11 protein-coding genes are annotated in these 12,570 nt (G+C 72.8%); 3 read left to right on the top strand and 8 right to left on the bottom strand.

What is annotated here, in order from left to right:
• Positions 1-170: 170 nt before the first annotated feature.
• Together AC6CKD_RS31015 and AC6CKD_RS31020 are read right to left on the bottom strand one after the other, a co-directional pair.
• The gene (locus tag AC6CKD_RS31015) at positions 171-1,769 is read right to left on the bottom strand and encodes an alkaline phosphatase D family protein (protein WP_498331937.1); all 1,599 of its coding nucleotides are present in this window, start codon (positions 1,767-1,769) and stop codon (positions 171-173) included.
• Positions 1,770-1,906: 137 nt separating this feature from the next.
• Complete coding sequence (locus AC6CKD_RS31020; protein WP_498331939.1) at positions 1,907-2,746, bottom strand: alpha/beta fold hydrolase; 840 nt, start codon at positions 2,744-2,746, stop codon at positions 1,907-1,909.
• Between the two features lie 340 nt (positions 2,747-3,086).
• On the opposite strand from AC6CKD_RS31020, the gene AC6CKD_RS31025 reads away from it, so the two are divergent.
• A complete protein-coding gene (locus AC6CKD_RS31025) occupies positions 3,087-3,845 on the top strand; it encodes a GntR family transcriptional regulator (RefSeq protein WP_498331941.1) in 759 nt (252 codons plus the stop codon).
• Positions 3,846-4,324: 479 nt separating this feature from the next.
• On the opposite strand, the gene AC6CKD_RS31030 is transcribed toward AC6CKD_RS31025, so the two are convergent.
• From AC6CKD_RS31030 to AC6CKD_RS31040, 3 genes are all read right to left on the bottom strand, one after another.
• Positions 4,325-5,482 (bottom strand): ROK family transcriptional regulator, encoded by a 1,158-nt coding sequence (locus AC6CKD_RS31030; protein WP_498331942.1) that lies wholly within the window; start codon positions 5,480-5,482, stop codon positions 4,325-4,327.
• Between the two features lie 111 nt (positions 5,483-5,593).
• Complete coding sequence (locus tag AC6CKD_RS31035) at positions 5,594-6,244, bottom strand: response regulator transcription factor (protein WP_498331943.1); 651 nt, start codon at positions 6,242-6,244, stop codon at positions 5,594-5,596.
• Positions 6,245-6,248: 4 nt separating this feature from the next.
• Entirely contained in the window at positions 6,249-7,442 is a 1,194-nt protein-coding gene (locus AC6CKD_RS31040) for a sensor histidine kinase (protein WP_498331944.1), read from the bottom strand.
• Positions 7,443-7,550: 108 nt separating this feature from the next.
• On the opposite strand from AC6CKD_RS31040, the gene AC6CKD_RS31045 reads away from it, so the two are divergent.
• Together AC6CKD_RS31045 and AC6CKD_RS31050 are read left to right on the top strand one after the other, a co-directional pair.
• Positions 7,551-8,462, top strand: a complete 912-nt coding sequence (locus tag AC6CKD_RS31045; RefSeq protein WP_498331946.1) for an ABC transporter ATP-binding protein — start codon at positions 7,551-7,553, stop codon at positions 8,460-8,462.
• 26 nt (positions 8,463-8,488) lie between these two features.
• A complete protein-coding gene (locus AC6CKD_RS31050) occupies positions 8,489-9,238 on the top strand; it encodes an ABC-2 transporter permease family protein (protein ID WP_498331947.1) in 750 nt (249 codons plus the stop codon).
• Positions 9,239-9,550: 312 nt separating this feature from the next.
• On the opposite strand, the gene mug is transcribed toward AC6CKD_RS31050, so the two are convergent.
• From mug to AC6CKD_RS31065, 3 genes are all read right to left on the bottom strand, one after another.
• Complete coding sequence (mug, locus tag AC6CKD_RS31055; RefSeq protein WP_498332040.1) at positions 9,551-10,111, bottom strand: G/U mismatch-specific DNA glycosylase; 561 nt, start codon at positions 10,109-10,111, stop codon at positions 9,551-9,553.
• Entirely contained in the window at positions 10,108-11,541 is a 1,434-nt protein-coding gene (gene purB / locus AC6CKD_RS31060) for an adenylosuccinate lyase (RefSeq protein WP_498331949.1), read from the bottom strand. The genes mug and purB overlap by 4 nt, the downstream gene beginning before the upstream one ends.
• A gap of 173 nt (positions 11,542-11,714) precedes the next feature.
• Positions 11,715-12,506, bottom strand: a complete 792-nt coding sequence (locus AC6CKD_RS31065; protein ID WP_498331950.1) for an SGNH/GDSL hydrolase family protein — start codon at positions 12,504-12,506, stop codon at positions 11,715-11,717.
• Positions 12,507-12,570 lie beyond the last annotated feature (64 nt).

Raw genomic sequence — 12,570 nt, forward strand, 5'->3', positions numbered from 1 at the left:
CGCAGGGGTGTTGCGTGATCACGAACGATCTGTGACCGACTGGTTAAGGATCCATCTGGCCGATTTCGCCCTGTTTTCCGGCCGATTTCAGATCCCGGCGTGGTGGCGGGCCGGCTCGTCGGCCGACTTGGCCCGAGCGGGCCGGCCCGGCCCGGCTCGGTGGCGTCGCCCTATTGCCCGACCCGGCCGGGCTGCAGGGTCCGGGTGAAGAGCACGCCGCCCCCTTGGCGGCGCAGCCGGACGGTGAGCTCGCCGCCGTCCCCGTCGATCTCCACCTCTCCGTAGTACGGGGGGTTCTCGGACGGGGACATGTTGGGGAAGGGCGCGGACTGGACGTACGTCATCTCCGGGCCGAAGGTGGCGTCCAGCCGGCCGGCGGGGAACCCGCCCGCGCCGATGGGGCCGGAGACGAACTCCCAGAAGGGCGCGAAGTCGGTGAAGGCGGCACGCTCGGGCGCGTAGTGGTTCGCGGCCGTGTAGTGCACGTCGGCGGTGAGCCAGAGGGTGCCGGTGATGCGCTGGTGCTTGATGTGGCGCAGCAGCTCGGCGATCTGCAGTTCGCGCCCGAGCGGCGCGCCGGGGTCGCCCTGGGCGACGGCCTCGAAGTTCGCGGCCCCGTCGGCGACCACGATGCCCAGCGGCATGTCGGCGGCGATGACCTTCCAGGTGGCGCGGGAGCGCGACAGCTCGCGCTTGATCCAGGCCAGTTGCTCCGGGCCGAGGATGCCGACGGGGTCGTCGGTCTGCCGGCCGGGGGAGTTCGCGTTGCGGTGGGTGCGCATGTCGAGGACGAACACGTCGAGCAGCGGGCCGTAGCGCATCACCCGGTACATCCGGCCCTCGGTGCGGCCGCCGCGCAGGTCGGTGACGGGGAAGTACTCGCCGAAGGCCCGGCGGGCCCGGCCGGCGAGGGTGTCGACGTCCTTCACGGTGTAGCGGGGATCGTCGAGGATCTGGCCGGGGTACCAGTTGTTGCGCACCTCGTGGTCGTCCCACTGGGCGAGGACCGGCACCTGGGCGTTGAAATCGCGCAGGTTGTGGTCGAGCAGGTTGTAGCGGAAGTTGCCCCGGAACTCGGCGAGGGTCTCGGCGACCTTGGTCTTCTCCTCGGTGGTCACGTTGTGCCACAGGGTTCCGTCGCGCAGCGGTACGGAGGCCTGGATCGGCCCGTCGGCGTAGACGGTGTCCCCGCTGAAGAGGAAGAAGTCGGGGTCCCGCAGTCGCATTTCGTCGAAGACGCGGTAGCCGCCGAGCTCCGGGTTGATGCCCCAGCCCTGACCGGCGAGGTCCCCGGACCACAGGAAGCGCACGTCGCGGCGGCGGGAGGCGGGGGTGGTCCGGAAGGTGCCGTGGACCGGCTCGCCGGTGCGGCGCGGATCGTCGGGGTCGGCGAGGAGCACCCGGTAGTGGATCTGCTGTCCCGGCGGGAGCTCGCGCAGGGTGGTGGTGCCCGTGAAGTCGGTGTCCGGGCCGAGCAGCGGGCCGCGGTGGCGGCGGACGGCGTAGCGGAACGACTCGCTCGGCGAGGTCTCCACGTACATCCGCGCGGGGCGGTCGGAGCGCGTCCAGACGGTGGCCGAGTGGGCGGTGATCTCGCCGGACTGGACGCCCCAGAAGGCGTTCGGGCGGCCCGAGCGGGCGAAGGCGGGCGCCGTGGCGTGGGCGGGAGTGGTCAGGGCGCCCGTCAGGGCGGTGGACAGGGCGAGGCCGACGGGTACGGCGAGGGAACCGCCGAGCAGGGAGCGTCGGGTGTGCGGCAGAGGTGCCATCGGTGCGTCTCCAGAGGCCGGCGGGGACGGGCCGGACCAGTGTGCCGCCGTACACCGGCCGCACACCGGACCGTTCGCGTCGCGCACGCGAACCATGCGTGAACACTGATGCGCGTGACCGACGTGCCGTCAGTACCTCATCGTGCGAGCCTGGTTGTGTCCAGGATGACGCGCGCGACCAGTGCCGGGTCGTCGTTCATGGGGACGTGGCCGCAGCCGGAGAGCCTGACGAGGCGCGCGCCGGGGATGGTCTGCTTCGCGCGGACGCCTTGGCGGCGCAGGAGCAGCCGGTCGCGGCTGCCCCACGCGACGGTGACGGGCACGTCCGGCAGATCCGCCGTGAACCGTACGGAACCGCCCGCGGCCAGGGTCCGCTCGAAGCCGGTGGCCTCGCGCAGGGCGACGGTTTCGGCGACCACGGCGTCGGGAGAACGCCGACCCGGGCGCGCGTAGATGCTGCCGGTGAGCGCGGCGCGTCCGGCGGCGCTGCGGGCGAGCCGTTCCACGGCGGAGTGGGGCAGCGCGGTGGCGCCGGCGCGCATGGCGCGGAGCGCGGTGAAGGCGTAGCGGCGTTCGCCCTCCGACCAGAACCCGGCGGGGGAGAGGGCGGTGACCGAGCGCGCCAGGCCGACGCGGCCCATCTCCAGGGCGAGCAGCCCGCCGAGGGAGTTGCCCGCGACGTGCGGCCGCTCTATCCCGAGGGCCCCGCAGAGCGCGCTCAGCGCCGAGGCGACGGTGCCCAGATCGTACGGAACCCCGTGCGGCAGCGGCTCCGAGACGCCGAAGCCGGGCAGGTCGACGGCGATCACGTCGTACTCGGCGGCCAGGACGTCGGTCACCGGCCGCCAGGCCTGGAGGTGGTGGCCGATGCCGTGCAGCAGCAGGAGCGGCTCGCCCGCGCCCTTGCGCTCGTAGGCGGCGGTGGTGGTGCGGGGGCCCAGTGGCGAATCGATCGTGAAGGAGACCGTGGCGGTCATGCTGCTCCTCGTCGGGGTCGGGCGGCTTCGGCTGCCGTGTGAGACGGCTTGTCAGTAGTGTCTCGCGCCCGGTTACCGCCCGGTAGTCCCCGGGGTGGGACTTTGGCTTTCGCGAGGACCTTCGGGGGGCCTTCCGCGGGGTCATGCGCGGCGCTCGCGAACATCCCGTGAACAGCTTGATGCATATGCCCGATCTGCCCGGCAAAGGGATGAGCATTGGTCTTGACCAAGGGGGTGCGCCGTCCTATCGTCGCAGGCATAGTGCAGGAACCTTTAATAAACAAAGGCGCGGAACTCCCGCTGGAACACGGCGAGTGCGGCGATAGCAGGAGGAGTCAGGGTGGGGACCACGCAGCTCGAATCGGTACCTGAGCCGAAGTACTTGCACCTCAAGACCGTCCTGAGCGAGGCGCTCGACCAGGACTTCGCCGTGGGCGAGGTCCTGCCGAACGAGCGCGAGCTCGCCGCCCGCTTCGGTGTCGCCCGGGCGACCCTGCGCCAGGCCCTGGAGCAGCTCGAGCTCGAAGGACGCCTCCAGCGCCGCCGCGGCGTCGGCACCACCGTCGCCCCGCCGCGCGTGGGCGTCGAGGTCGGCGGCGCGCAGCACAGCTGGCCCGGCGAGAGCGTCGACGGATGGGAGCCGGTGGACGCGTCGGAAGCCGTGGTCGGCCCCGCCGTCCAGAAGCTGCTCGGGGCCGCCCCCGGCGAGCTGGTGCTCGCGGTGCGCCGGACCCGCGTCGAGCAGGGCCAGGTTCTCGCCGCCGAGCTGCTGTACGTGCCGGCCTCGTCGGTGCCGGGCCTCTCCGCGATCGACGCCCCGGCCGGTCCGGCGCGCGCCCGCGCCGTCATGCGCGAGCTGCAGAAGCAGGTCCTCGACGGACAGGACCGCTCGGTGGAGCTCGGCTCCGCCCGCGCCGACGACGCGAAGGAACTGGACCGCCTGCCCGGCGCCCCCGTCCTGCTCGTCACCACCCGCTACTTCACGGTGGCGGGCACGGCGGCCGTCTCGGTGGCCACCTACCGGGCGGACACCTGCAGGCTGACCTTCGGCGACTCGGGTGACGTGCAGATCACCCATGACACGCGGGTCGCGTCCTGACCCGCTGACGACCCGGGACGACCGGGGCCGCCACTCGGTGGTGGCCCCGTCCGGGGCGAGCCGCGGGCCCGCCCGCCTTCGCGCGCCGATGTGCGCCGGTGAGGCGCTCCGGGGTGCGCGCAACGGTCGGTGTAGTGCACGCGCCTCCAGCCATGGCTGGGGGCGCTTTTCACGTGCCGGGTCTGAGGCGGAGCCCCACTTGCCCGTGCGCAGCGCCGGGTCACCCTCCGCCTGCGGGTACCTGAGGAACGGGTCCCTGGAGCGTCCGGGAAACGGGCGAAGGGCGGGTAGCGGGACCTCGCCCCGCAGAGACCCGGCCGGGTGGCGGTGCGGCGGGCGGGCGCGCCTGGCTGGTGTGCCGGGTGGGCGCGCCGGGTGGGCGTGTGCGGGGCCCTGGGCGGCGGCGTGCACGCGGATCCGCAGCCCGCGGAGCGGTCGGTGACCGCGCGGACCGGTGTGCGAACCGCCCCCGGAGGGGATCAGCGGCGGCGGGCGGTGACCGTCTTCTCCACCGCGAACAGTTCTTCCTCCACGTGGTCCAGCGCGAGCCGCAACGCTCCCGTGGCCACCGCGGCCTCGCCCAGCAGGGAGAGCGCCACCCGCGGCGGGCGCAGGCAGTACCGCTCCAGTTCCCGACGCAGGGGGTCCAGTACCCCGTCCAGCCCGGCCGCCCAGCCGCCGACCACGACCAGCTCCGGATCCATCGCCAGGACCAGCGCCGCGACGTCGTGGACCAGCCGCTGGATGAACCGGTCCACCGCGGCCACCGCCTGCCCGTCGCCGCGCTTGGCCATGGCGAAGACCTCCGCCACCGCCCGCTCGTCCAGCGGGTGCAGCGGTTCGCCGTTCGTCGACAGCAGCCTCTCGGGGGTGACCTCGCGTCCCAGCAGGTGCAGTGCGCCGATCTCTCCTGCCGCGCCGCCGAAGCCGCGGTGCAGGCGGCCCCCGATCAGGGAGCCCGCTCCGGGGCTGAGCCCGGCCATCACGAAGACCATGTCGTCGGTGTCGGTCGCGGCGCCCTTCCAGTGCTCGGCGACCGCCGCCGCGTTGGCGTCGTTCTCCACCTGCACCGGGCACCGGAAGGAGCGCCGGAGCCGTTCTCCGAGCGGCAGCCCGGTCCAGCCCGGCAGGGCAGTGCCGAGCCGGACGGTGCCGTCGGCCTCCACGATCCCGGGGCTGCCCACGCCGACCGCCCGCAGGGAGTCCCGGGGTACACCGGCACGGCGCAGCAGGTCGGCCACCGCAGCGCGGACCCGGTCGAGCCGTTCGTCGGCGGAGGCCGTCTCGGCGACCTCTTTGGTGCCGGCGCCGATCACCCGGCCGTCCAGCCCGGACAGCAGCACCGCGATCCGGTGCGCGCCGATCTCCACGCCGAGCAGGTGTCCCGCCTCCGTGCGGAAGCGGAACCGTCTGGCCGGGCGTCCCTGGCGCCGCGCACCCTCCTCCGCGCCCGCCTCGACGACGAGCCCCGTTCCGATGAGCCCTTCGACGACTCCCTCGACGGTGGGCCTCGAGAGTCCCGTGACCCGGGTGAGGTCCGTCAGCGTCGGCGCTTCGGCCGCTCGCAGGGCCCGCAGCACCACGGCGGAGTTGATCCGCCGCAGCAGAGAGGGGTCCCCGCCGGTCAGCTGCCCCAACGTGTGTCCCTCCCAGCGAGTGAGCTTGTCAGCCGGATCGTACTGCGCACCGGCCGCGGCGGCGAGAAGCAGCCCCCCATCGGCCGGAATCCGCCCTTCCCCCGGGGGTGGTCATGCGGGGGAGACGAACCCGGACTCGTACGCGGTGATCACGGCCTGGGTCCGGTCCCGCGCACCCAGCTTCGCCAGGATCGCGCTGACGTGGGACTTCACCGTCTCGGTGCCCACGATCAGCTCGCCGGCGATCTCGACGTTGGTCAGCCCCTTCGCCATCAGCCGGAGCACGGCCTCCTCGCGCTCGGTCAGCGCCGCCCGCTCCAGTACCGTCCGGGCCTGTCGGTTCCCGTACTCGGCGGCCAGGGAGCGGACCGCAGCGGGGAAGAGCAGCGTCTCGCCCTCCGCTACCAGCCGGACCGCGTGCACGATCTCCGACGGGCGGGCCCGCTTCAGCAGGAACCCGTCCGCGCCGGCCCGCAGCGCCTGGTAGACGTACTCGTCGTTCTCGAAGGTGGTGACCACGAGGATCTTCGGCGGCGAGTCCACGCTCCGCAGGACCGCCCGGGTCGCCTCGATCCCGTCCAGCAGCGGCATCCGGACGTCCATCGCCACGACATCGGGGCGTAGTTGCCGCACGAGCGGGACCACCGCGGCTCCGTCGGCGGCTTCGCCGATCACCTTGATGTCGGGCTGGGCGTCCAGGATGGCGCGCAGACCAGCACGCACCAGGGGTTCGTCGTCGACGAGCAGAACGGTAACCGGCATCCGGTCAGCGTATTCGCTCCAGCGGGAGCCGCGTTCGCACCCTCCAACCCCCCTTGTGCGGACCGGTCTCGGTCTCCCCGCCGAGCAGTGCGGCGCGCTCCCGCATCCCGCGCAGTCCCGTGCCGCCGCCGGTCATGACGGAGGGCCGGTCCGGCAGTGGATTGGTCACCTCCAGGTCCAGCCGGTCGGCGACCATGCCGATCCGCACCCGTACCGGCACGGGACCGCAGTGCCGCAGCACATTGGTGAGTGCCTCCTGGAGGATCCGGTAGCCCTCCCGGCTCACCGGTTCGGGCAACTGGTCGAGCGGGCCGATCAGTTGGGCGTCGACGGTGGCGCCGGAGGCGCGCGCCGACTCGAACAGCCGGTCCGCCTCGGCGAGGGTGGGCCGCTGGGACGGCCGCTGACCGGACTCCCGCAGGACGCGCAGCACCCGGTCCAGGTCCTCCAGCGCGGCCCGGCCCGTCTCCTCGATCGCGCTCAGCGCGCGGTCCGTGAACTCCGGATCGCCCGCCGCCCGCGCGGCTCCCGCCTGGACGACGGCCACGGTCAACGCGTGGCCGATGGAGTCGTGCAGCTCCCGCGCGATGCGGGTGCGCTCCAACAGCTGCTCGGTCCGCACCTCCAGCGCGGTGAGCCGCTCCGCGGCCGAGGGTCCCAGCAGCCGGCGGGCGATGGCGGTGATCATGTCGCCGAGCAGGACCACGAGGACGATCAGGAGGATCAGGGGCAGCGGAGCCAGCGCCCAGGCCGCCCAGGTGGGGAGGCCGGCGGGCACCAGGTTGTCTTCGGAGACCGTCCCGCCGAGGCCGGTCGTGATCAGCTGGATCGTCAAGAGGGGCAGCCACACCGTGACGAGCATGGAGACCAGCCCGACGCCGAGCCGTATCTCCAGCCACAACAGGGTCCGCCACCGGTCGCTCCATCGCTTGGAGGCGACGGTGCTGAAACTCTGCTCCTCGGCCTCCCGGCCGCCCTGGGCGTTGCGCTCGTGCGGAGCGAGGAGAAACTGTGCCTGGAGCCCCTCGGCCAGCCGCATCCAGGGCAGCAGGCCCATCGGTATCACGAGGAGCAGCGGCACCCACGGGGCCTCGGGCTCTATGAACATCCACACGGCCAGCATCAGCACGGGCACACACAGATGGACCCAGCGCGAGTAGGTCACCGGGTGGAGCGCGGCGCGGAACAATCGGTGCATCCCCACATCGTTGCAGTTCGGGGTGGTGTGGCTCCTCCCCCACGTGGGGGAGAAGGAACCCTCGCTTGGGGGAGGAAGAGGGGTGGGGCCGGCGGTGAACCTTGAGACATGAACAGCATCGAGATCCGAGAACTGACCAAGGAATTCGGCCGGACCCGGGCCGTGGACCACCTCACCTTCGATGTCATGCCCGGCCGCGTCACCGGCTTCCTCGGACCCAACGGGGCCGGGAAGTCGACCACGATGAGGCTGCTGCTGGGCCTGGACCGGATCACCTTCGGGACGGCCACCATCGGCGGCCGGCGGTTCACCGAACTCCCCGACCCCCTCCACCGGGTGGGCGCCCTGCTGGACGCACAGTCGGCGCACGGCGGCCGCACGGCCCGGGACCACCTGCGCTTCCTCGCCGCGGCCAACCGCATCCCGATGAGCCGGGTGGAGGCGGTCCTGGAGCAGTCCGGGATAGCCTCGGCGGCCAAGCGGCGGATCAAGACCTTCTCCCTGGGCATGCGTCAGCGCCTCGGCATAGCGGCCGCGCTGCTCGGCGATCCCGGGGTGTTGCTCCTGGACGAGCCCACCAACGGCCTCGACCCCGAGGGGATCATCTGGATTCGCGAGCTCATGCGGGGCCTGGCCGCCGAGGGGCGCACGGTCCTCGTCTCCAGCCACCTGATGACCGAGACCGCCGCCCTCGCCGACCACCTGGTCGTGCTCGGGCGGGGCAGGCTGCTGGCCGACACGTCCATAGAGGAGTTCATCGACTCCCGCAGCACCCCGAGGGTCCGGCTGCGCACCACGGACCCAGCCCGGCTCCGGGCCGCCCTGGCCCGGGCCGACTTCGAACTGGTCACGGCCGAGGGCGGACGGTGGACCGTGGACGGCATCCAGGCCGAGCAACTCGGCGTCATCGCCGCCCGCGAAGGCGTCCCGATGCTGGAACTGATCGACGAGCGCCCCTCGCTGGAGCAGGCCTACCTCGCCCTCACCGCGGACAGCGCCCAGTTCGCCGCCACCAGCTGACCCATCCCTATCGAGGAGGCTTCCCCATGAGCACCGCTCTGCCCACCGTCCCCGTCCTGTACTCGGAATGGATCAAGATACGGTCCCTGCGCGGCACCTTCGGGGCGCTGATGGCCGTCTTCGTTGCCACGGCGGGGATCCAGATACTCACGGCCGCGTTGATCGGCGATGCCGAGGCCGGGAGCATGGGAGACGATCCGCTCCTCGCAGCCTTCTACGGCCTCAACTTCGGTCAGGTGGCGGCCTTCGCCTTCGGTGCGACCGCGCTGTCGTCCGAGTTCCACAACGGCGCCCTGCGCACGTCGCTGACGGCGGTTCCGAACCGGGCGCGGCTCTACCTCTCGAAGATGGCCGTGATCGGCGCACTGGGCTTCGTGGTGGGCCAGCTCACTGCCCTGGTCACCTTCGTCGGCGGACAGTCCTTCATGGGCCCCTACACCCTCGAACTGGGCAGCCCGGGCACCTACCGGGCGATCTTCGGGTGCGGTGTGTACCTCGCGCTGATGGCCCTGCTGTCGGCCGGACTGACAGCGGTGTTGCGCAGTGCGGCGGCCGTGCTGAGCTTGCTCATACCCTTCACGCTGATCGTGTCGTTCGTTCTCGCGGCGCACGGCGGGAGCATCGCCCAGTACCTGCCGGACCGTGCGGGCCAGATGATGATGCGGCTGGACACCTCGGTGGGACTCGCCCCCTGGACCGGTCTCGGCGTGGTTGCCCTGTGGACCCTGGTCGCGGTGACCGGTGGATGGCTGTCGGTACGGCGACGGGACGCCTGACGCCGGAGCGGCGTCCCGTGGCCCCGGGACGGAGGTAGCTGCGCAGCACGGGCCGAGTCGGCCGACCGGCTCGCTGGGTGGACGAGTTCCCCACCGAGCCGGTGCGTTCGGGCAGCCACGGGGCTCCGTCGGCTGGCGGGGTCAGCGGTCGGCGCGCAGGGCGGGGAGGTGGCGCATGTCGCCGAAGACGCCGGTCTCAGGCCCTTCGAGCTGCTCGGCGGGGGCGGGGGTCCGCCCCCGCCGGCGTGGCCGAAGGCTGGCCCGCATCCCGGCCGTGCGGGCCGCCTGGACGCCGGGCCGGCTGTCGACGGTCTAGGGGGCGGCGTCGCCAGGGCCCGGGTGCTCGGCGGCAGCGCGGAGGCGGGCGTACTCCTGTGCCATGGAGGCGGCGGTCCAGCGGGCGTTGAGGCCGCTGGGGTTGGGCAGGGCCCAGATGCGGGTGGCGCCGATGGTGCGCTCCTGGGGACCGATCTGGGCCTTTCGCTCGCCGAAGGCGGTGCGGTAGGCGGTGACTCCGACCACGGCCAGCCACTGGGGGCGCAGGAGTTCCACCTTGGCCGTCAGGATGCGGCCGCCTTCGCGGAACTCCTCGGCGCTCAGCTCGTCGGCGCGGGCCGTGGCACGGGCGACGACGTTGGTGATGCCGAGGCGGTACGTCGGCAACTCGTCCTGTTCGTCGGGGGAAAGGAGGCGCGGAGTGAAGCCCGAGAGGTGGAGGACCGGCCAGAAGCGGTTGCCCGGGCGGGCGAAGTGGTGGCCCGTCGCGGCGGAGAGGAGGCCCGGGTTGATGCCGCAGAAGAGGACACGAAGACCGCCCGCGACCACGTCCGGGAGGACGCGGTCGCGGGCGGCGGTCAGCTCTTCGGGGGTCAGAGGATCGACCCGGGGGTGTAGGCCGCGGCCTCGGGGTGCTCCTTGGTGATCTCCTCGATGCGTGAGATCACCGCGGCGACCTGGTCGCCCGCCGCGCCGGTGAAGGACAGCTTGTCGGCCATCAGGGCGTCCAGCTGGGCCCGGTCCAGCGGCATCCGCTCGTCGGCGGCCAGCTTGTCCAGCAGCTCGTTGCGCTCGGCGCCCTGCTCGCGCATGGCGAGGGCGGAGGCCACCGCGTGCTCCTTGATGACCTCGTGGGCGGACTCGCGGCCGACCCCGGCCCGCACGGCGCCCATCAGGACCTTGGTGGTCGCGAGGAAGGGGAGGTAGCGGTCCAGCTCGCGGGCCACGACGGCGGGGAAGGCCCCGAACTCGTCGAGGACCGTCAGGAAGGTCTCCATCAGGCCGTCGAGGGCGAAGAACGCGTCGGGCAGCGCGATCCGGCGGACCACGGAGCAGGAGACGTCGCCCTCGTTCCACTGGTCGCCGGCCAGCTCGCCGGTCATCGACGCGTAGCCGCGCAGGATGACCATGAGGCCGTTCACGCGCTCGCAGGAGCGGGTGTTCATCTTGTGCGGCATCGCGGAGGAGCCGACCTGGCCGGGCTTGAAGCCCTCGGTGACCAGCTCGTGGCCGGCCATCAGGCGGATCGTCTTGGCGATGGACGAGGGCGCCGCGGCCAGCTGGACCAGGGCGGTGACCACGTCGTAGTCGAGCGAGCGGGGGTAGACCTGGCCGACCGAGGTGAAGGCCTGGCCGAAGCCCAGGTGGGCCGCGATCCGCTGCTCCAGGTCGGCCAGCTTCGCGGCGTCGCCGCCCAGCAGGTCGAGCATGTCCTGCGAGGTGCCGACGGGGCCCTTGATGCCGCGGAGCGGGTAGCGGGTCAGCAGGTCGTCCAGCCGGCCGTACGCGACCAGCAGCTCGTCGGCCGCGGTGGCGAAGCGCTTGCCCAGGGTGGTCGCCTGAGCGGCGACGTTGTGGGAGCGGCCGGCCATGACCAGCTCGGCGTGCTCGCCGGCCAGCTTGCCGAGGCGGGCGAGGACGGCGACCGTGCGGTCCCGGGCCAGTTCCAGCGAGAGCCGGATCTGGAGCTGCTCGACGTTCTCGGTGAGGTCACGGGAGGTCATGCCCTTGTGGACGTGCTCGTGGCCGGCGAGGGCGTTGAACTCCTCGATGCGGGCCTTCACGTCGTGCCGGGTGACCTTCTCGCGCTCGGCGATGGAGGCGAGGTCGACGGTCTCGAGGACGCGCTCGTAGTCGGCGAGGGCCTCGTCGGGGACCTCGATGCCGAGATCCTTCTGGGCGCGGAGCACGGCGAGCCACAGCCGCCGCTCCAGCGTCACCTTGTACTCGGGGGACCACAGGACGGCGAGCTCCGCGGAGGCGTAGCGGCCGGCCAGGACATTGGGGATGCGGGGCTTGGCTGTCACGTGTAGGGATTCTACTTGGGCCTCGGCTGTGCGTTTACGCAGGTAGGGGACCCATCCGGGATTGTGCCTTGCTACGAGAGTGGATGAGGGCGGGTTGCGGACGCGTAGGCGCCGCGCAGGGGCGCCCGCGGGCCCGGCGGCCCGCGGGCCCGGCGGCCCGCGGGCCCCGCGGGCTATGCGAGCCGTTCGCCCGCCGGAGCCTCGTGCGGCAGCAGATCCGGGCGCTTGGCGGGGCGGCCGTCCCCGCTGGAGCGGCCCGTCAGGCGGCGGCCGACCCAGGGGAGCAGGTGCTGCCGGGCGAAGCTGAGGTCCTGCGAGCGGCGCGCGGCCCAGCCCGGCGGCGGGGTGGCCGGCAGTACGGCGCTCCAGTCCGCCTCGGGCGGCAGGCCCAGAGTCTGCCAGACCGCCTCGGCGACCCTGCGGTGGCCCTCGGCCGTCAAGTGCAGCCGGTCCACGTCCCACATCCGCGGATCGCCGAGCGCGGAGGACCCGTACAGGTCGACCACGAGGGCGCCGTGCCGCGCGGCGAGCTCCTCGATGATGACGAAGAGCTCCTCCATGCGCGGGCGGAAGCGTTCCATCACGGGGCCGTCGCGGCCCGGGGAGCGCATCAGGACCAGCGTCCCGCAGGAGGGTGCCAGCAGGCCGACGGCCTCCTCCAGGTGTCCGCGTACCCGGCCCATGTCCACCTTGGGGCGCAGGGTGTCGTTCAGCCCGCCGACCAGGGCCACCACGTCGGCGCCCATCCCGGCGGCCGCGGGCGCCTGCTCCGCGGCGATCTGCCCGATCAGCTTGCCGCGGACCGCGAGGTTCGCGTAGCGGAAACCCGGTTCGCGGGCGGCGAGGCGGTCGGCGAGCAGGTCGGCCCAGCCCCGGTAGGAGCCGTCGGGGAGCAGGTCCGACATGCCCTCGGTGAAGGAGTCGCCGACCGCGACGAAACTGGTGTAACGCACATTCATCTCCATGGCGGGAGCGATGCTACCGCGCGGTACGGCCGTCCCGCAGGCGGGGCCGGGGTACCGCGGGGAC

This window comes from Streptomyces sp. GQ60, from assembly GCF_059758875.1.